The organism is Mesorhizobium sp. M0276 (assembly GCF_040321755.1).
In the GTDB taxonomy this organism is placed as follows: Bacteria; Pseudomonadota; Alphaproteobacteria; order Rhizobiales; family Rhizobiaceae; genus Mesorhizobium.
On the sequence record NZ_JAMYSC010000037.1, the window covers coordinates 1 to 19,560 of the forward strand.

Genomic DNA, 19,560 nt, shown 5'->3' on the forward strand with positions numbered 1-19,560 from the left:
GAGAATCCTTCGACCAGGCGCTGGCCTGCTCCCGCCCCGGCGGCACCATCGGCTATGTCGGCGTGCCGCATGGCGTGAGCTTCGACGGCCAAAAACTATTCTTCGGTCAGAAGCGCATGTTGGGCGGCCCGGCGCCTGTGCGCCGCTTCCTGCCCGACCTTATGGACCGTGTGCTCAAGGGCGTGATCAAGCCCGGCAAGGTCTTCGACCTCAAGCTGCCGTTGGCCGAGGTTGCCGAAGGCTACCGCGCCATGGACGAGCGGCGCGCCATCAAGGTCATGCTTTCGGTGTGAGCGAAGATTGGACGGACGGCCTGTCCGCGCCCACAAATCAGAAAAGGAACAACGCATATGACGATGAGATTGAAGATAGCCGCCCTGGCGCTTGCGCTTTCGGTCGCCACGCCGGCTTTCTCCCAAGAGTCCCCGATCATCGGCGCATGGCGCATGAGGTCGCTCGAGGCCGGCGCCGATGGAAACCTCAAGCCCGTGCCATATTCCGGCCAGGTCATCTTCACCGAGTCCGGGACCCTCTCGGTGCAGGCCCGGAACCCCGACGCCGAGGCGCCGGACACGCCTTGCACGACGAATGGCTACGAAGCCTATTACGGGCCGGCCGCCATCAACGACCAGGACAAGACCTTCGTCATCACGGTCGAGTCCTCCCTGGTCCGCAACCTTGTCGGGAAGAGCATGAAACGCAAATTCGAAGTCTCGGACAACAAACTGGTCCTCACGCCGGACAATCCGGCCGAGGGCTGGCGCGTGACCTACGAACGTTACTGATCGGAACAGCCGGCTGTCAAAGTGTTATCGGTGGCCACAAATGGCGCGGACTTCAGACCGAAATGGCGCGATAGCGGAACTGGTGCCAATCATGGCGGCTGTCTTCGCTGGCTTCCTTCTGATCGGCTTGGCGCTACCCGTCCTGCCGCTACATCTTCACCAGCAGCTCGGCTTCGGCCCCTTCGCAGTCGGGCTGGGGACGGGCAGCCAGTTCGTCGCCTCGATGCTGTCGCGCATTGGAGCCGGAAATTATGCCGATGGGCGCGGCGGCAAGCGGGCCGTCATCGTCGGCCTCATTGCCGCTGCCCTGGCGGGGTTCATTTATCTCGGCTCGCTGGCATTGCTCGACCGACCGGTAGCGTCCGCATCGGCGCTCTTCGCCGGCCGGGCGGTACTGGGCGCGTCTGAAAGCTTCATCATCACCGGCGGTGTCGCCTGGGGCCTTTCCCTTGCGGGCGGACAGAACTCCGGAAAGGTCATAGCCTGGGTGGGCATGGCGATGTTCGCGGCGCTCGCGCTAGGCGCGCCGATCGGATCTGCGCTTTACGCGGCGAGCGGCTTCGCCGCGATCGCACTCGCGACGGTCGGCCTGCCGCTTGCGACGCTGCTTGCCATCCTGCCTATGCGTGGCACCAGTCTCGCCGCGAGCGCCGCGCGACAGTCATGGGCGAGCGTGGTGCAAGCGGTCTGGCTTCCCGGCGTCGGAGCTGCTTTCAGCAGCCTTGGCTATGGCGCGATCCTGTCCTTTGGCGCGCTGCTCTTTGCCGAACGCGGCTGGCAGCCGGTCTGGCTTCCCTTCACCGCTTATGCCGCGTCGCTGATCGCGGCAAGGCTGTGCTTCGGCCACCTGCCTGACAGGTTAGGTGGCGCCCGCGTCGCCGTGATCTTCGTGGCGGTCGAGGCGGCGGGGCTGATGCTGATCTGGCTTGCGCCCGGGCCCGTTCTCGCCGCCATCGGAGCAGGCCTGACTGGCCTTGGCTACTCGCTGGTCTATCCCGGTTTCGGTGCCGAGGCCGTAAGTCATCTTCCGCCACGCAGCCGCGGCCTGGCCATGGGACTCTATACCGTCTTCCTCGACGTGGCGCTCGGCTTCGGCAGCCCGGCGCTCGGCTTGGTCGCCGCGTCGGCCGGGCTGCAATTCGTCTTCTTCGCCGTCGCGACGGCGACGCTTCCGGCGTTGGGCATCGCTCTGCTGCTGGGTCGCCGTAACGCAACACTGTAGCTATTCTCAGGTCAATTCATGGCGCATGGCGAAGATTCACTTTCGGGTTCTTGTTCCAGCTGGCATTGCAAGCAGGCCGAATTGGGACATGCGCCCTGCCTATACGTGGCTCTTTTTTCAGAACAGGTCGCCATTCAGCCAGCCTTGTCATGATCACGGCGCGGCTGGCGACGCCTGGCCTGATTGGTCCTTGTTCGTCGTCGCGCAAATGTAATTCAGGTTCTTGGTTCCGACGGCGCCGATATCGCCGACCCGGAATCCGCTCTCGGTCAACAGCGAGGCGACCGAATGCATGTCGACATGACCATGCTTGTGGAGCCTGGGCAATCCAGACTTGCGCACCGGCCTGGCGAAATCGATGAGCAACAGCCGGCCTGCTGGCTTCAAGACGCGTGCCGCCTCGCCGATGAAGGCCGATCGAACGGGCTTCGACAGGTGATGCAGCATCAGCGTGCCGACGACGATGTCGAATTGCGCGTCCTTGAAGGGAAGCTCCTGCGCCGTCCCGTGGACGAAAGTCAGATCGAGACCGGACCGCTCGGCCTTGGCGCGCGCCCTCTTGATCATTTCGGCCGACGCATCGACGCCGGTGACGCTTCCGTCCGAACCGACCAGCCGCTTCGCGGCAATGGCAAGGGTACCCGTTCCACAGGCGACATCGAGCATCGCTTCGCCGGGCTGGAGTTTTGCCGGGCGAAGCATGAGCTCGCGAAAGCGGCCCTCGCGGCCAAAGGTCAGAACGCGCGCAAGCAAGTCATAGGCCGCCGCCCGGTGCAGGACGATGCCGATGCCCCTGTCGCTCGCGCCGTGCGCAGCGTTGCCGACCAGCCCCCGGTGACGCAGGCTGCCCCACAGCGCCAATCCCGCGATCACGGCGAGGACGAGGCCGTGGAATGCCGCCGTCCAGGCACCGGCCTGAATATAGCCCATGCCCAATTTGGCGAGGACGAGGAAGCCGGCGACCAGCGACAGCTTGGCAAGCAGGGCCAACGCAATCACCCTCTTGCGCGAATGCGATCCGTTACCGGCGTGATGATCAGATGAGTGCATGTCTGGCGACCTTCTGCTTCATTGCGGCATGCCCAAATCCGATTTGAGCTCCTGGACTTGGCGTATCATAATGGACACAATGTCTGGAAATGCTGTTGTCGGACACCGGACCGCCGAATGTCCGAAACCGGCCACTGCAGAGGGCCATGACCATGAAAATCGAACGTGCGGGCGAGCGGAACACGATCGATCGACGCGTTGCGCGGACGCGCGGCCTGCTGCAGGACGCGCTCATCGCCCTGATCCCGGAGCAGGGATATGCCGCCATAACCGTCGATGACATTTGCCAGCGGGCCAATGTTGGCAGGTCGACCTTCTATACCCACTATGCCGACAAGGATGCTCTGCGCAGCGCGACCATCGAGGCGCATCTGCGGTCGATAGGCCGCAGGCGCGAGGCGGCAAGTCAAGAAACAGGTAGCCGCCTGTTCGAGTTCAGCCTGCCCATGTTCGAGCACGCTCATGCATTCCGACCGCTTCACCACGCATTGCTTGCAAGCAGCGGCGATACGATCCACGACGAATTGCGTGAGCGTATCCGGCGAGCCGTCCGGGAAGAACTCGTCGACAAACGGATCGGCGATCGCGGCATGCCTGCGGAATTCGCAATTCAGTTCATCGCCGGCGCATTTCTTGCGGTCCTCGCCTGGTGGGTCGCCACCGACATGAACCTTTCACCGGCACAGGCAGACGACCTGTTCCAGAGGATGGCGGGAAAAGGCATCGGCGCCTGATCATTGGCACACTGGTCAAGCGATCGCCAGAACGTCGCACCTGCGAAATGACATAGGGCGCTCCGCTCATGGTGGTTCGGGCCGCGGGCCTGCTATAGACCTTCCCGCCGTTCCTCAGGCGGGCGAACCTTGCGGAACATCGCAAGCAGAAGCATATCGTAGACAATCTTCAAGGCGCCGGCGATCAGCAGCGGCCAACCGAAACCGGACATTGCGAGCAGCGAGCCGGCAAGCATCGGGCTGGCGGCTGCCGCGAGGCTGCGCGGGACAGCGGTGACACCCGCGGCCGCGGCCCGCTCACCAGGCGATACCACGGCCATGACGTAGGAGGTGCGGGTCGGTACATCCATCTGCGACAAAGCGCTCCTGATCAGCAGAAGTGCGATAACGGGACCGAGGCTCGACATGAAGGGGATGAGCAAAAGGCAAAGACTGGATGGCAGGTGTGTGAACACCATCGTGTTCACCAGCCCGATCCGTTTAGAGATTTGCACGGCCACCAGATACGACCCACCCGAAAGGATACCCGTCAAGAAGAAGATTGCGCCCGTCGCGGGGAGCGATAGCCCGAACCGTTGGAAAAGCCAAAGAGCCATCAACGACTGGACCACGAAACCGCCCGCAAAAGCGTCAAGGCTGAAAAGTGCAGCGAGCGTGAGGACGATGGTTCGAGATTTGCGTAGTGGTTCCGCCGGTACCGCTCTCGCATCGAGCGGCTCATCCGGCAGTTTCCGATAAAGGAGCAGCGCTCCGAGTCTCAGAAAGGCATAAAGCAGGAAGGCGATCTGGAGAGCTTGCTTGATGTCCAGGCCGACAACCTGTCGGAGAATGTCGGGGGCTCCGGCCGCAAGAGCACCGACCGCCCCTACAAGTGAGCCGACAAGGCTGTAGCGTGCAAAGAGCGCGGTGCGGTCGCGGTCCGTGACACTATGGGCAAGTTGCGCATGCTCCAGCGGCAGAAACACACTGACGTCGCCCGAGGATGGGTTCAACGTTCCCACGAATGCGACAAGGAGCAGCGGCCAGAAATCCTGAACCAACGCGAAGGCGCCTCCCGTGACGACCATCAGGACGGCAGCTGCGATCAGCAGGGAGCGGCGAGAGAAATGGTGTGCGACAAACCCGACGGTCAAAGTGAGCGCCGCTGAACCAGCGAGCGTCGCTGTGGCGAGAACCCCGATCTTGAAAGGGCTGAAACCAAGCGTGGCCAAATAGGCGGGAAGCAGAAGACTGACGAGTCCGTCGCCGAATGCCCTCAATCCCCTGGACGTCAACAGAAGGGCAGCTGCCGGCCTGGCACCGGCAGGCAGCAGCGAAAACCTCTGTTTGGCTAAAGGTTCGCGCGAAGCATTCGTCGGCGTCTGGGCTGCCAGGTATGCCTCCTGCCGCAAAGTGGTTGCGCCTATGGCACTGCTTAAATCGATCCCGTGGCAACGCCATAAAGCACGCCCAGGACAGAGCATGTCGCGAGCACGGGGATCATGCCGATCTTGAAACGAAACACGGCCAGCAGCGCACCGACTGTCAGCACCAGCGACGGCAGGTTGACGGAGCTGAATACCGGCACATCCACCGTAGTGCCCAGCCAGCTGACCTCACGCAGTTCGCGGAACAGCACATGAAGCGCGAACCATACTGCCAGGTTCAGGATCACACCGACCACCGCCGCCGTGATGGCAGACAGCGCTGCCGACAGGGCCTTGTTGCTGCGCATCGTCTCCATGAACGGCGCGCCGAGGAATATCCACAGGAAGCACGGAACGAATGTTACCCACGTCGTCAGCAGACCGCCGAGTGTTCCGGCGACCAGCGGGCTCAGCATTCCTGGCGCCCGGTACGCGCCCATGAAACCAACGAACTGGGTGACCATGATGAGCGGACCGGGCGTGGTCTCGGCCATGCCGAGGCCGTCCAGCATTTCTCCTGGCTTGAGCCAGCCGTAGTGCTCGACGCCTTGCTGAGCGACGTAGGCGAGCACCGCATAGGCGCCGCCGAAAGTGACCATCGCCATCTTCGAGAAGAAGATCGCGATGTCGGTGAAGACATTGCCTTGCCCAAGAAACACAAGAAGTGCCAGGACCGGCACGAGCCACAGCAGCAGACACACCGTTGCGATCTTCAGCGACCAGCTGACGGATGGCCGGGTATGCGCAGGCACCCCTTCGCCAAGCGCCGTATCAGCGTCGGCAACCTGCTTGCCGCCGACCTTGCCATGTCCGTTGCCAGACTGGAATGCAGCCCACCCTGCCCGTCCCCCGACGTAACCGATCACGCCCGCAGCCAGGATGACCAGCGGGAATGGCGCGTGGAAGAAGAACAGAGCGATGAAGGCCGCCGCCGCAAGCCCGATCATGGCATTGTTCTTGAGCGCCCGTCTGCCGATCCGCAACACCGCTTCGAGCACGATGGCAAGGACCGCCGCCTTCAAGCCGAAGAAGAGAGCCTGAACTGCTCCGACATTGCCCAAGATTGCATAGATCCAGCTCAACGCCATGATGGCGATCGCACCAGGCAGCACGAACAGGATACCGGCGACGAGGCCGCCTCTGGTCTTGTGCATGAGCCAGCCGATGTAGATGGCAAGCTGTTGTGCCTCCGGCCCGGGCAGCAGCGTGCAGTAATTGAGCGCATGCAGGAACCTGGTCTCGCCGATCCAGCGTTTCTCCTCGACGATGATGCGGTGCATCATGGCGATCTGACCCGCCGGGCCGCCGAAGCTGAGCGCGGCCACACGCGCCCACACCCGCGTGGCCTCAGCGAACGAAATGCCATGGCCGGGCGTGTCGTCTGGTCGGTTCGATGCTGTCACGGTGTTCTCTGCATTGGCCATGATTAGTACCTCGGATCAGCCGCGCTTCGAGCGGAAATATCGATAGAGGTTGTCGAACACCGAAGCGCCCTCGGCGATCCGTTGCTCGTCACCGGCATTCGCCATGGAGATCCCGGCGATCAGGCTGGCAATGCCGGTAGTTTCCTCGCGATTGAACTTGGCGTCCTTGAGATCAATATCGTGGACGACCTCGGCGATCGCCTGCAAAGCCGTATCCGTAATGCCGGCGCGACCCAGCAGCACCTCGAAGCTGCAGCGGTCGCCTTCATGGGTGATTTCGCCCTCGAACATGTCGAAGCGCAATTCGCCCTCCTTTGGCACGTATCCCTTGCCAGCGACGAAGCGGATTGTTGCGTCGGCATCGATGAAGCGACGGATCAGCCAGCTGCAGGCGATGCGGTCGACATGCACGTCCCGGCGCGTGACCCAGGTCCGGCCCTTGAGCTCACCCGGCTCGGCCGCCTTCTTCGGTTCCTTGGTCATGGTGGCATCCTCAATAAGCAGTGCCTCGAGCTCGGCGATCAGTCCCTCGACAGTGAGGCGACCGCTGGCGCCAAAGAAGTCGATTTTCACGACGTCGGCGAGCCGCTTGCGCAAACGGCCGAGTTGCGGGCGCGCTTCCGCATGTTTTTCCGATGTCGCGTCGGTCTTGATCGCTACGGCCAGATCGCGCGCTTCCTTGACGATCTCCGCATAGTCGGCGTCACGGGCTGCGTCGAAGAGCGCACGGACCTGGGTGTCGGACAAACCATCTACGAGGCGCGCCTCGCACATCATCGCCTCGCCGCCGCCAGCGACGATCTCCTTGAGGAGCCATTCGAAATCCTCCTGCATCTCGGCATTGGCCGGCAGAGCGTAAACGGTGCTTTTGACTGCGACCGCGCCGATGCCTTGCAAGCGTCGCCAGATCTTCACCCGGAAGTAGGCGGGTTTGCTCGGCAGCTGATGGATCAGGAGCAGCCAGCGCTGCTCCTGTGATTGCCCCTCACTCATAAGTGAACCGTATCACGAACAAAGCCAAATGCAACACTTGTATCATTTTTCATTCGAGCATAGCGTTCGCCCCCTCACGGATGGCCGTGCCGCAGAGTGGGGAAACCGATGCCACACCAGATCATGCCGTTGCCGTTCAAGCCGCCTCGCCTCGTCGGCCTCTCCGAGAGGCTGTTGGCAAGTCACTACGAAAACAATTACGGCGGTGCCGTTCGTCGCCTCAACGCCATCGAACAGCGGCTCGACGGGCTCGACTGGGGCGCGGCGCCAGTTTTCGACATCAACGGTCTGAAACGCGAGGAACTGGTCGCAGCCAATTCAGCAATCCTGCACGAAATCTATTTCGACGGACTCGGTGGCACCGGCAATGCCGGAGGCGATCTCGCTGCGGCTCTGGAGCGCGACTTCGGCAGCGTGGCCGCCTGGCGCGGCAAGTTCATGGCCTGTGCCAAGGCGCAGGCAGGAGGCTCGGGATGGACCCTGCTGACCTGGTCGGAGCGGCGCGACCGACTGACGATCCAATGGGCGGCGGACCACACCAACTGTCTTGCCGGCGGCCTGCCGATCCTTGCGCTCGACATGTACGAACATGCCTACCACATGGATTTCGGCACCAAGGCCGGCGCCTATGTCGATGCCTTTATGAAGAACATCCATTGGGAACGGGTCGCTGCCCGCCACCACCGGGCCGTCACGCAGCGTGATCCTTCAACAGGATCGGCATCGGACGACGCGGTTCCAGCGATTGCGCCAGAGGAACTGCGCGCGCGCCTCGATCAAGGAGAAGATCTCGTGGTGCTCGACGTCTGCCTTGCCGAGGATCTGGCAAAGCGCGGCGACATGCTGCCGGGGGCCAAGCTCCGCGCGCCCGAGAAGATCGCCGATTGGGCGGATGAACTGCCGACGGACAGGCCGGTCATCGTCTATTGCGTCTACGGCTTCCAGGTCAGCGGTGACGCCGTCGCCGAACTGCGTCGCCGCGGCGTCAATGCGAGTGCGCTTTCAGGCGGCATTGCCGCTTGGCATGCGATCGGCGCGCGCACTGTCCCTCTGATAGTCAACGAAGAAAGGATTGCGCCATGAAATGGATTACTCGCGAACGTCCGGTCATCGACCGCATTGCCTGCCCCTGGCTAATTGCGCGTTTCATCGACAAGGAACCTGAGTTCCTCTTCGTGCCGCCCGATCAGGTGATCCGAGTTGCCCAGGAAACGGGCGCCACGCCTTACGACGTGCCCGGCGTCGAATTCACGCATGTCGGCGACGGCTGCAGTTTCGACACCTTTGTTTCCAAAAATGGGCTCGAGCGCGACCCGGCGATCGTAACCATTGCCGCGATCGTACGCGGCGCCGACACGGACCGGCACGATCTCACGCCACAGTCGGCAGGGTTGCTGGCGATCTCCATGGGTCTGCGGGACCTGACGCCCGACGACCACGAAGTGCTGAAGCATGGCTTCGTCATCTATGACGCGCTCTACGCGTGGGCTTCGGGCCGCAAGGCGGAAACGCATAGCTGGCCACCCGCTATCAAGCCGGCGGCCGCATGACGAATTGGGCAATGGGGGCAGATCACAAGGAGAAACTCCATGCATGCAAAACTCGTAACCGGAGCAATGCTGATCGCGATGTCGGCGCTGCTCCAACCGGCATCGGCGGCACCCGATTGGCAAACAATCGCTAAGGCGCTCGGCAAATCCGGAACCGAGACGCCTGGCGGTGTCTACCGGGTGGGCTTGCCTCGAACGGACCTGACGGTATCGCTCGATGGCATATCCCTGAAACCCGGATTTGCGCTTGGAGGCTGGATCGCGTTCGAACCCATGAGGAAACAGACCATGGTCATGGGCGACATCGTTCTGACGCAGGACGAGGTGAACCCGGTCATGAAGAAGCTGGAAGAAGGCGGGATCGAGATCACCGCAGTGCACAACCACCTGCTGCGCGCGGAGCCGATGACGCTCTACATGCACGTGTTCGGCCAGGGCGATCCCGTCACGCTCGCCACGGCGCTTCATGCCGGATTGGCGCTGAGCAAAACACCGATGGGAGGCGACGCCCAGCCACAAGCCTCCGCGCAGCAGATCGGCTTCGACGCGGCCGGTGTCGACCAAACTATGGGTTATGAGGGTAAGGCCAATGGCGCGGTCTACCAGTTCACGATCCCGCGCGCTGAGCCGGTCGAGGAAAACGGAATGGAAGTGCCGGCGGCCATGGGCTCGGCTATAGCGATCAATTTCCAATCGACAGGTGGCGGCAAGGCGGCGATCACGGGTGATTTTGTGCTGACGGCAAAGGAGGTCAATCCGGTTATCAATGCCATGCAGGACAACGGCATCGAGATCACCGCGTTGCATAGCCACATGCTCGGTGAGAAGCCGCGGCTCTTCTTCATGCATTTCTGGGCGAACGACGATGCACAGAAGCTGGCGAAAGGACTGCGCGCAGCCCTCGACAAAGTCGCCGTCAAGAAGAGTTAGATTGGGTGTCCGCGCGCGTCCTACGGCGGAGTTCGGCCGGCTCGGAGCGAACGGCCTTCTTCCCGCCGCCTCGGGAACCGTTCTCTGGCGCTGCGTCTCTCCGCCATCAGCATTGCGCCGGAGATCGCCTTTCCATCGCATACGAGCGGCGGGCCGGGTTGTTGTGAACCGATACGTCCGGAACGATCGAAGGCCCGCTTCGTTCTGATTGGATGGACTGGATTAGACTAAGCCTCCTGGCGTTGGCGGGGTTCCTCACCTGGACACTGAACACCCTCTCGGCCGGAGGCGGGGGTCTGTTGCTGATCCCCGCAGTGGCTTTCATCACAGGCAGCGCGGCGGTTGCGCCGGTCATCACCTTGACAGAGCTCATCGGCAATCCCGTCCGCGCCCTGGCCTTTCGGCGCGACATCGATTGGAGCCTGGTCCGTTGGTACCTGCCCGGCGCCATCGCCGGTGCCGCGGCGGGCTCCTGGCTCTTCGCCAACAGTCGGGCGGAATGGCTCCAGATACTCATAGGGATCTATCTGATCAGCGCAGTCTGGGAATTTCGCGGCGGCGCGCGCGAGCGGAGCTACCGAGCCCGCCGCTGGTGGTTTCTCCCGGCCGGCCTGATCGTCGCCCTGTTGTCGGCGCTGATGGGCACTGTGGGACCCGTCCTGAATTCGCTTTATCTGAACTACGGTTCGGAGAAGGAGACGTTGGTCGCCACGAAATCCGTGAACTCGTTTGTGACCGATGTCGTGAAGATCGCGGTATTCACCGGACTCGGCGCGCTCGGTGGTCAGGCGGCTATATACGGCATAGCCGCGGGTTTGGGCGCCGCGCTTGCCAATCTGCTGGCCAAGCCCTGGCTCGAACACCTGAGTGGACAACAGTTCCGCCGCCTAGTGGTCGCTCTCATGGCTATGAGTGGAGCGCTGATGATCTGGAACCAGCACAGCTTCGTTGTGCAGGCCTGGCGGGCGGCCGGGCTCTAACCCGCTCAGGTTGGAGAAGCTTCGCCCGGTTCCGCTAGTCGACCTAATGATGGTGACCTTCGGGTTCGACCATCTTGAACGGCAGCACCTGTTCGCGATCTTTCGCGGTCAGCACCAGATTTGCCTGGAACTCATGCGGCTCGTCAGGAGCCACCGTACTCTCAAGCCGATGATGGTTGTCGGCGACGGCTTCGAGGCGAAGCGTCTCTGGCCCGTTGGGACGGTCGATGATCACCGTCGCTGTCAAATCATCGGTGTGCCGTTCTATGGTCAGCCGCATCCGCTCGCCGGCCGCCGTGTCGACGATTTCCAACGTCCCTTCAGCCAGATCGCAGGCGACCTTGAAGGGCTCCGTCGCATGATGGTGAGCATGAGAGGCTTCCGCGCCAGTGACGGCCGACCCGGCCGGGCTCACCAGGCGGACATTGGCTTCCGCCAACGCCGGCAAGTGGGCGAACAGCTCCTCCTTGAGGGCTTCGGTAACACCCAGCACGTCCTTGGCCGTTGCCTTATCGGCGACACTGATGGCGACGTCGGCATGCAGGCGATGACCGATCCAGCGTGCCTGCACGCCTTCGACGCGCCCGATGCCCGACACGTGATCGGCGGCATGATGGATTTCGTCGATGACGCCGGGCTCGACTCCATCGAGCATGCGCGTCAACACGGCTTTTGACGACTGCCAGACGATGGCGAAAATCGCCACGGTGATCAGCAGCCCGATGATCGGATCGGCAAGCGGAAACCCCAGCCAGACGCCGATAGCGCCGAGCACGACCGCCAGGCTGGTAAAGCCGTCGGTGCGGGCATGATAGCCGTCTGCGATCAACGCCGCGCTGTTGATCTCTCGCCCGACGCGGATACGAAATACGGCGACCGCTTCGTTGCCGATGAAGCCTATGAGGCCGGCGATGGCGACCCAGCCAAGAAATGCGATGGGCCGCGGATTGATCAGCCTGTCGATCGCCTCATAGCCAGCGACGACGGCACTGAAGAGGATGATGAGAACGATGACGATCCCAGCCAGATCCTCGACCCGGCCCAGCCCGTAGGTGAACGTCTTGCTCGGTTTGCGGCGGGCCAGCACGAACGCGATCCACAGCGGAATCGCAGTGACCGCGTCGCCGACATTGTGGATCATGTCGGCCAGCAGCGCCACGCTGCCGGAGAGGAACACGACCACAAGCTGGAGCGCTGCCGTGATGGCCAGAACGACGAATGACCATTTGATCGCCCAGATGCCGCGCGTCGTCGTGGCGATCGTCGGGTCGATGACGCCATGGGTGTGGCCATGGCGACCATCACCGTGGTCATGTCCGTGGCCGCTGAAGCCCTCTGTCATAGGGCCGAAGCCGAACCAGTCCCGCACTCTACCAAGCATGACGTTACTCACAGGTACTTGGTAATATCCTTGAACTCGTCGATCGAGCGGCGCTGCTCGCGCGCCAAGGGCCCGACGACGTCTTCAAGGCAATGGTTGAGATGATCCTGGATCAGGGTCTTCTTGGCTTGCGAGATGGCCTTCTCGACAGCATGAAGCTGCTGGGCGAGGTCGAGGCAGGGCCGGCCCGCTTCGATCATGTCGATGACGCCCTTGAGATGTCCATCGGCCCTTTTCAGGCGCTTGACGATATCGGGATGGGTTTCATGGATGTGGGGTTGGCCGCTCATGCGACGGATACTATCCTCCTGGAGGGGATGCGACAAGCCTCAGAAGGGCCGCCCCTAGCCATTGCGAAACTTTTTGAGAGTCGCCCCATTCCCACCAAGGATGATATTCCTATCTTGGGAATGTAAAGCCCGATTGATATGGCCCGGATGCGGTTTTCGTTCCGCTGTCAACTCGAAGGCGGACCGGTGCCCGCCTTCGACGGTCGGCCTAGCTGCCCATCTTCTTCGCCATCGCGCAGAATTCTGCATGCGACTTGTTAAGCGTGGTATCGCCGCAGTCTTTCAACACCGCCTTCTGTTCATCGGGTTTCATGGCCATCCATGCGGTCTTGAAATCCTTTTCCGTCCTCAACGTTTTCATCCCGGCGTCCGTGAAGAACGGTGACATCTTTGCCGGATCGTCGAGTGCGGATGTGCTGCCAGCAGCTGCGGCGCCGGCCATCATCGCAAGCGCCATCGCGCCCATTGTGAGCATTTTCATGTTCATTGTTTCCTCCGTCGTTAGGTCATTCAGCATGACCTTTGGGGAAACGTGGATCACTGAACTCGGTTCCCGGCGCGTTCCATTAGCCCAACCCCCTGCATGATGAATTTGTAGATCGTGCCTACAAAAAAGCCCGCCGCTGCTGAGGGTGAGCGACGGGCCTTGCTATGGCGGCACTGTAACACAGCCGCCTAGGAATGATGCCCCGGATGGGAAAGGAAAGCAGACATGATCGCCGTGTGGTTCGCTATCCCGGCGCGTTTAGTTGGGATCGCCGGACCTTGAGCCCCCGTGGGCACCGCCACCGGCATTGTCTGATCCGCCGTGCTGGTTGTCGGACTGACCTCGCCCGAACTTATAGCCGCTATTGGAGGAGCCTACGTGAACGTGGTTCTTGTCACCTGATCCTTTACCGGAACGTGATCCACTTGATTTGGCCACCGCCTCGGAGTTCAAACTTGTGCCGAGCAGAAGTGTTATGGCCGGCGGCGTCACGGCCGCGAAACGGCCAGCCTTCTTCAGAAAGTCGCGGCGCGCTTTGGCCTCCGGAACCTGCTTGTTTTGCCCTGTGCTTTCGGTTGCCATTTCAGCACTCCTTTAAGCTACCCTAGTCTTGCATTGCAGAAAATAACATTGCTCCAAAAGGCTTAGGATAGCGGGTTTCAAGTCTTGATCAGTAGGGAATGGAAACGTTAGTGGGACGCGCATGCCGAAACCAAAATGCTGACTTAAATTCAAATTGCGCACTACCGAGGAGCTCGTCAAAGAGTGGACGCGAGCCAGTAATTTGACGGAACGCGATAGGCATTTCGCATATCAGTCCGACCTCCTGTATGCTTGGCGCAAGAGCATGGGAGAAAAGCCGTGTCCCGAGAGCGTGACGCGCGTATGTGGCGCGAGGCCGGGAAACTTGTGGAATCCGGCGACTACGAAGGGTGGCAGGTCATCGAATGGGAGCTTCGCAAAAGAGGGTTCCCACGCGCCAAGCTATTGCTTGATAACGATCGGATCCGCGACAAATTGGATCAGCTCTGCAAGAGCGCACAGGCGCAACGCGCCTATGCCAACCGGACCTAACGGCCAGAAGCGCCCGCCGCTGTGATCGGCAATGCGTCCGCGCATTGCGAACGAGTCTAACGATCTGCGATCTGCGAAACCAAGACGCGGCTCTGGTTTCGGCGTCGCTTTGCTCAGATCGCCGTCGTGGTCATCCTATCAACCGCCACGATTATCACCATCCGGACCTGTTGTTCGGGCCACAGTGGTTTTCCGAAAGGAAGAGCACAACGGCAACAAAGCAGATCAGGAGAAGCGTCGCAAACGTGTTCGCGATCATCTCACGAGGCATCCAATGATGAGCGCCCGCTACTAGGGTGGCGCAATGACGGGCGCCCCATCTGCTGCGTGGCGACCGTCCTGTCGTCGAGCAGACCAGTCTCGCAATCCTCAGGCCGAGCCATCGAATTGATGCCCCGCAATCACGCTCAAGAAAACCTGCCCGAACTCCTTCAGCTTTGCCGCGCCCACGCCATTCACTTCGGCGAAAGCGTCGAGATCGCGCGGGCGGCGCTCGGCCATGTCGATCAGCGTGCGATCGGAAAATACGACATAGGCAGGCACCTGGCGCTCTTTGGCCAGGCGCAGGCGCAAGGATTTGAGCGTGGCCAGCAGAGATGCATCCACGCCTTCCGCGTTCATACCCTCGGCCGCTCGCATCTTGCGCAAGGCGCGGCTGCGCACCTCTACACGATAGTGGAACGGCATCTCGCCACGACCGAGTGCATGGCCCTTTTCGGCGATGGCGAGACCACCATGGCCGCTCGGATCCGGCTCCAGGAAACCGCCCGCGGCGAGCTGCCGGATCAGCGACAGCCAGAAATCCTTCTTGTGCGCCAGCCCGCTGCCGAAGCTGGCGAGCCTCTGGTGGTTCCTGGCCAGCACCTTCTCGGTTTCATGACCGAGCAGAATGTCGATGACATGGCCGGCACCGAAACGTTCGCCGCTCTGTGCGATGGCCGCCAGGATGGTCCGTGCTTCCGCTCCGCCATCGGCGCGCGGCGCCTGATCGAGACAGGTGTCGCAATTGCCGCAAGGCTGCGCTTCCTCCCCGAAATAGCCCAGCAGCACCTGGCGGCGGCACTGCGCCGTCTCGCAATAGCCGATCAGCGTGTCGAGCCGGCGATGCGAACGCCTTTTGTGCTCGACGGCAGCGTCCTCGTCGTCGATGAACAGCCTGCGCATGCGGATATCGCCAAGGCCGAACAGCATATGCGCTTCCGCATCCCGCCCGTCGCGGCCGGCGCGGCCGATCTCCTGGTAGTAGGCCTCCAGACTGCCCGGCATATCGGTGTGGAAGACATAGGCGACGTCAGGCTTGTCGATGCCCATGCCGAAGGCGATGGTCGCCACCATGACGACGCCGGACAGCGTCATGAAAGCGTTTTGATTCGCGTCACGCGCCTCCTTGCTCATGCCGGCATGATAGGCGAGCGCGGTGACGCCGTTCTTTTCGAGGAACGCCGCCATCTCCTCTGTCTTCTTGCGCGACAGGCAATAGACGATGCCGCTGCGGCCGGGATGACGCTCGACGAAGCGCAGCAACTGGCGCTTGCTATCCTGCTTGGCCTCGATGGCAAGCTTGATGTTCGGCCGGTCGAAGCCCAGCACCAGGGTTTCGACACGCTCAGCAAACAGCCGGGCTTCGATGTCGGTGCGCGTGCTCTCGTCGGCGGTCGCGGTCAGCGCGATGATCGGCACATTGGGGAAAATGCCGCGCAGCCGCGACAAGTCCTCATACTCGCGCCGGAACGCCGGGCCCCATTGCGAGATGCAGTGCGCCTCGTCGACGGCGATCAGGCTGATATCGAGCCTGGCCAGCGCGTCGAGCATCCGTTCGGTCATCAGCCGCTCCGGCGCGAGGTAGAGCAGGCGCGTCTGGCCCGAAGCGACGCGTCGCCAGGCGGCGATATTGGCGTCGCGGTCGATCGAGGAGTTGATCGTGTCGGCCGCCACGCCGGCAAGGCGCAAGGCGGCGACCTGATCCTGCATCAACGCCACCAGCGGCGAAACGACAATGGTGAGCCCGCCCAGAACCAGCGCCGGCACCTGGTAGCAGAGCGATTTGCCCGCACCCGTCGGCATGACGGCCAGCACGTGCCGCCCGGCCAGCAGCGCATCCATGACATCGGCCTGGCCGGGGCGAAAATCATCGAAGCCGAACACGTCCTTCAGCACGCGCCGCTTGGGATCCTGCTCTTCTGTCGCGATGACAGCCGCCTGCATCACGGAGCGTCCGTGGTCGGCGCGCTTACCGCCATATCGTACCCGAACTCGGCACAGAAGCGCCCGACGCGGGCGAGAAATGCCGGCGACAGGCCCCTGAGATAGATCCGCAATTCTTCATTGCTTTCCCATTTTCTCAACGATGTCACCCGGATCGGATTGTCCGGATCCTCGCTGAAGCGAATCCGCGGCGTCAGCCCGAACGACTGCGCGATCCTCTCCTGCATGGCATCGGGCGCGCCGACCATGTCTTCGTAACGAACAAAAAGTATCTGCCTGTGCGGCTGTGCCTTCTTCAGCTTTATCAGCGCGTCGTATTCGGCCAGCCAGCGCTGCGGCGTGACGTGGAACCGACGCTCGTTGCGTGTTTGCGGATGCGAACTTGTCAGCGTGTCGAATGGGTGGCGCACGCAATAAATCAAGCCAATGGACGCAGGCAACTTCGCCAAATGCGCAAAGCTGCGCGCATCGCGCTTGACGACGAGGTTGGATTCCGGCCGGTCCAGCATGTCCAGGATTGTGTATCGCGCTTCGGGCGGATGGACGAAAGTGTCCTCGAAACACCTCATCAGCCGCTGTGTCAGTGTCGTCCCGCTGCGCGCACAGCCCGAGATGAAAATTCTGTTGGCCGGCGTCGCGCGTGCGTATGTGCGTGTTTGCATGCGCCGTTTCAGGGACAGTGGTACCAGCCGCTGAAACTCCCGCACGACCCTCCGCGTGGCCGCACCGAACGCAACCTCAAGCCTGAGAGCGCCCTTCATCCGCAATTCCGCTTGCATAATACGGCGACCCGATCTTGCATCAGCGCCACCCAGTGCAAAACCTGCCGCTTGGGGTCCACGGCCAAGATGCTCGTCGCCCGCACTTGCATCAGGCAGACACCGAGCCGACATTTCGTGAATTGGAGAGGATGTGGAAACCGGTCAAAACGACTCTCCGCATGGGCACCTTGCCTTAGCCCAGCAGGCATCGGACCACAACAGGAACAGGTCAGTATAACAGGCCAACCGATCGGCGGCATCGAGCAAGGGCGGGCCTTCCCCAAGGGCACCCGCACCCCGCTGGTTCCCTCACGCACCACGATGTAAGCTCGGCCCGGCAAGCCAGGGAGGGCGCGATGCTGCAGACCAGACAGGATGCTCTCGGCGAGCGTTTTCGCTTGCAGCGTACGGCCTTCGAGGCGCAGCCTTTCCCCGACAATGGCGTCCGCAAGGATCGCCTGAAGCGCCTGCTGGCGCTGACCGGGCGGCATGAGGCCGAGATCTGCGCGGCCATTGACGCCGACTTCGGTGGCCGTTCCGCGCACGAGACGCGGCTTGCGGAATTGTTTGTCGTGCGCGCCGGCATCCGCCACGCGCTTTCCCATCTCAGCGGCTGGATGCGCGAACGTCGCGTTGCCACGAGCATGCCGTTCCTGCCGGGCAGAAATCGCCTCATCGCGCAGCCGCTCGGTGTCGTCGGCATCGTATCGCCCTGGAACTATCCCTTCCAGCTCGCTGTCGCGCCGGTGACCGCCGCCCTTGCCGCCGGTAACCGCGTGCTCATAAAACCTTCCGAACTGACGCCGGCGTTTTCGGCGCTGCTGGCCGAACTCGTTGCCGAGCATTTCGCGCCCGACGAGCTCAGCGTCATCACCGGCGATGCCGAGATGGGCAAGGCGTTCGTGTCGATGCCTTTCGATCATTTGCTGTTCACCGGCTCGACATCGGTCGGACGCCAGGTCGCGATCGCGGCGGCCGCCAACCTGACCCCGGTTACTCTCGAACTCGGCGGCAAGTCGCCGGCGATCTTCGATCCGTCATGCGATCTCGACGCGGCGGTATCCAGCGTCGCCTATGGCAAGCTGTTGAATGCCGGGCAGACCTGCATCGCACCCGACTATCTGCTGGTGCCGAAGGGACAGGCAGAAACGATCGCTGCCAAGCTCGCAATGGCGATCGCGAAGCTCTATCCGACCTTGCGCGACAATCCCGATTACACCGCCATTATCAGCGACCGGCATCACCAGCGCCTGCGCGACATGATCGCCGAGGCGCGTGATGCCGGCGCCGAAGTCACTGAAATCAACCCGGCCGGAGAGGAACTTGGCGCCACAAGCCGGAAATTGCAGCCAACCCTGGTCCGCAACGCCGGTGTAAACCTGCGGTTGATGCGCGAAGAGATTTTCGGGCCGGTGCTGCCGATCGTCGAATATGACGGGATCGACGAGGCGATCGGCCATGTGAACCGGGCAGACCGGCCGCTGGCGCTTTACTGGTTCGGCCGCGACAGCGGCAATCGTCAACGCATCCTGCATGAGACGGTCGCCGGCGGCGTCACCATAAACGACTGCATGCTGCATCTGGTGCAGGAGAACCAGCCTTTCGGCGGCGTCGGCGCCAGCGGCATGGGCGCCTATCACGGCGAATGGGGTTTCCGCACCTTCAGCAAGGAGAAGCCGGTTTTCCACCAATCCCGCCTGAGCGCCGGGGCCTTGCTGCGCCCGCCCTACGGCAAGACGTTCGAGCGGCTTTTCAGCCTGCTCCGGCACATCACCTGACCGAACGCAGCCACCCAGCCATCACGACCATCCGCGCATTAAGACTATCTTCACCATCATGCGGCAGCTTCCGCATCCTGCGGTCATGTCTTGAGTACCGCGGCGCCACAAGCGCCCAGGCAACAACCCGCGCCTCTTCAGGGGCGCGGGTCTTCCCTGCTCGATCTCCCACCGTTAAGCGAGGAAATCGGCCCGGTGCGGCGTAAAACTGTCGACCAAACGCCCCGCTTCGAGCGCCTTGACGCCGTGCACCAGACCCGAAGGCACGATGAAGCTGCCGCCGGCCGCAATGGTTTCGGTCCGGCCGTCGATGGTCACCTCGAAGCGACCCTCGGCGACGTAGCTTGCCTGGACATGCGGGTGCGAATGCAGGGCACCGACGCCACCCTTGTCGAAGCCGAATTCGACCATCATCAATTCATCGGTGTGCAGGAGAACGCGTCGCCTGTTGCCGTCCGGCGTCGCCGTCCACGCGCCCTCGCCGGCATGCGCGAAAATCTTTGCGGTCAT

At 62.3% G+C, this 19,560-nt stretch carries 20 protein-coding genes and 1 pseudogene; 10 read left to right on the forward strand and 11 right to left on the reverse strand.

Annotated features, from left to right (window positions below):
- The 3 genes and pseudogenes from NKJ01_RS25165 to NKJ01_RS25175 all read left to right on the forward strand — a co-directional run.
- Positions 1–293, forward strand: a pseudogene (locus tag NKJ01_RS25165) (IMP dehydrogenase); the annotation flags it as partial.
- Positions 294–350: 57 nt separating this feature from the next.
- A complete protein-coding gene (locus NKJ01_RS25170; protein ID WP_352731932.1) occupies positions 351–785 on the forward strand; it encodes a lipocalin-like domain-containing protein in 435 nt (144 codons plus the stop codon).
- A 40-nt stretch (positions 786–825) separates the two neighbouring features.
- Positions 826–2,007, forward strand: a complete 1,182-nt coding sequence (locus tag NKJ01_RS25175; protein WP_352731934.1) for an arabinose transporter — start codon at positions 826–828, stop codon at positions 2,005–2,007.
- Between the two features lie 153 nt (positions 2,008–2,160).
- Here the strand turns inward: NKJ01_RS25175 and NKJ01_RS25180 are convergent, their stop codons facing one another.
- A complete protein-coding gene (locus tag NKJ01_RS25180; RefSeq protein ID WP_352731937.1) occupies positions 2,161–2,997 on the reverse strand; it encodes a class I SAM-dependent methyltransferase in 837 nt (278 codons plus the stop codon).
- A 206-nt stretch (positions 2,998–3,203) separates the two neighbouring features.
- Here NKJ01_RS25180 and NKJ01_RS25185 point away from each other — a divergent pair, with 206 nt between their 5' ends.
- A complete protein-coding gene (locus NKJ01_RS25185; RefSeq protein ID WP_352731939.1) occupies positions 3,204–3,791 on the forward strand; it encodes a TetR/AcrR family transcriptional regulator in 588 nt (195 codons plus the stop codon).
- Between the two features lie 92 nt (positions 3,792–3,883).
- On the opposite strand, the gene NKJ01_RS25190 is transcribed toward NKJ01_RS25185, so the two are convergent.
- The 3 genes from NKJ01_RS25190 to NKJ01_RS25200 form a co-directional block, all read right to left on the reverse strand.
- Entirely contained in the window at positions 3,884–5,050 is a 1,167-nt protein-coding gene (locus NKJ01_RS25190; protein WP_352731942.1) for an MFS transporter, read from the reverse strand.
- A gap of 155 nt (positions 5,051–5,205) precedes the next feature.
- Positions 5,206–6,621 (reverse strand): chromate efflux transporter, encoded by a 1,416-nt coding sequence (gene chrA / locus NKJ01_RS25195; RefSeq protein WP_352731944.1) that lies wholly within the window; start codon positions 6,619–6,621, stop codon positions 5,206–5,208.
- 15 nt (positions 6,622–6,636) lie between these two features.
- A complete protein-coding gene (locus tag NKJ01_RS25200; protein ID WP_352731947.1) occupies positions 6,637–7,614 on the reverse strand; it encodes a chromate resistance protein ChrB domain-containing protein in 978 nt (325 codons plus the stop codon).
- 108 nt (positions 7,615–7,722) lie between these two features.
- On the opposite strand from NKJ01_RS25200, the gene NKJ01_RS25205 reads away from it, so the two are divergent.
- The 4 genes from NKJ01_RS25205 to NKJ01_RS25220 all read left to right on the forward strand — a co-directional run bounded on the left by NKJ01_RS25205 (position 7,723) and on the right by NKJ01_RS25220 (position 11,074).
- Positions 7,723–8,697, forward strand: a complete 975-nt coding sequence (locus tag NKJ01_RS25205; RefSeq protein ID WP_352731949.1) for a Fe-Mn family superoxide dismutase — start codon at positions 7,723–7,725, stop codon at positions 8,695–8,697.
- Complete coding sequence (locus NKJ01_RS25210; protein ID WP_352731952.1) at positions 8,694–9,164, forward strand: chromate resistance protein ChrB domain-containing protein; 471 nt, start codon at positions 8,694–8,696, stop codon at positions 9,162–9,164. The genes NKJ01_RS25205 and NKJ01_RS25210 overlap by 4 nt, the downstream gene beginning before the upstream one ends.
- A gap of 39 nt (positions 9,165–9,203) precedes the next feature.
- Complete coding sequence (locus tag NKJ01_RS25215) at positions 9,204–10,094, forward strand: DUF1259 domain-containing protein (protein ID WP_352731954.1); 891 nt, start codon at positions 9,204–9,206, stop codon at positions 10,092–10,094.
- A gap of 212 nt (positions 10,095–10,306) precedes the next feature.
- The gene (locus tag NKJ01_RS25220; RefSeq protein WP_352731957.1) at positions 10,307–11,074 is read left to right on the forward strand and encodes a sulfite exporter TauE/SafE family protein; all 768 of its coding nucleotides are present in this window, start codon (positions 10,307–10,309) and stop codon (positions 11,072–11,074) included.
- Between the two features lie 43 nt (positions 11,075–11,117).
- Here the strand turns inward: NKJ01_RS25220 and NKJ01_RS25225 are convergent, their stop codons facing one another.
- The 4 genes from NKJ01_RS25225 to NKJ01_RS25240 form a co-directional block, all read right to left on the reverse strand.
- The gene (locus tag NKJ01_RS25225) at positions 11,118–12,455 is read right to left on the reverse strand and encodes a cation diffusion facilitator family transporter (protein WP_352731959.1); all 1,338 of its coding nucleotides are present in this window, start codon (positions 12,453–12,455) and stop codon (positions 11,118–11,120) included.
- Positions 12,456–12,463: 8 nt separating this feature from the next.
- Positions 12,464–12,745 carry a metal-sensing transcriptional repressor gene (locus tag NKJ01_RS25230; RefSeq protein WP_352664930.1) on the reverse strand — a complete coding sequence of 94 codons (282 nt, stop codon included), beginning with the start codon at positions 12,743–12,745 and terminating at the stop codon, positions 12,464–12,466.
- Positions 12,746–12,953: 208 nt separating this feature from the next.
- Complete coding sequence (locus NKJ01_RS25235) at positions 12,954–13,232, reverse strand: hypothetical protein (RefSeq protein WP_352731962.1); 279 nt, start codon at positions 13,230–13,232, stop codon at positions 12,954–12,956.
- A 258-nt stretch (positions 13,233–13,490) separates the two neighbouring features.
- Entirely contained in the window at positions 13,491–13,814 is a 324-nt protein-coding gene (locus tag NKJ01_RS25240) for a hypothetical protein (protein WP_352731964.1), read from the reverse strand.
- A gap of 279 nt (positions 13,815–14,093) precedes the next feature.
- On the opposite strand from NKJ01_RS25240, the gene NKJ01_RS25245 reads away from it, so the two are divergent.
- Entirely contained in the window at positions 14,094–14,306 is a 213-nt protein-coding gene (locus NKJ01_RS25245) for a hypothetical protein (RefSeq protein WP_352487311.1), read from the forward strand.
- 369 nt (positions 14,307–14,675) lie between these two features.
- Here NKJ01_RS25245 and recQ read toward each other — a convergent pair whose 3' ends face one another.
- Positions 14,676–16,511, reverse strand: coding sequence for a DNA helicase RecQ (gene recQ / locus NKJ01_RS25250; protein ID WP_352731966.1), 1,836 nt, complete (start codon positions 16,509–16,511; stop codon positions 14,676–14,678).
- Positions 16,511–17,404, reverse strand: a complete 894-nt coding sequence (locus NKJ01_RS25255; RefSeq protein ID WP_352731968.1) for a sulfotransferase family protein — start codon at positions 17,402–17,404, stop codon at positions 16,511–16,513. The genes recQ and NKJ01_RS25255 overlap by 1 nt, the downstream gene beginning before the upstream one ends.
- A 224-nt stretch (positions 17,405–17,628) precedes the next feature.
- Here NKJ01_RS25255 and NKJ01_RS25260 point away from each other — a divergent pair, with 224 nt between their 5' ends.
- Entirely contained in the window at positions 17,629–19,050 is a 1,422-nt protein-coding gene (locus tag NKJ01_RS25260) for a coniferyl aldehyde dehydrogenase (RefSeq protein WP_352731970.1), read from the forward strand.
- 174 nt (positions 19,051–19,224) lie between these two features.
- Here NKJ01_RS25260 and NKJ01_RS25265 read toward each other — a convergent pair whose 3' ends face one another.
- Positions 19,225–19,560: a cupin domain-containing protein gene (locus NKJ01_RS25265; RefSeq protein ID WP_352731972.1), complete on the reverse strand. Its 336-nt coding sequence runs from the start codon at positions 19,558–19,560 to the stop codon at positions 19,225–19,227.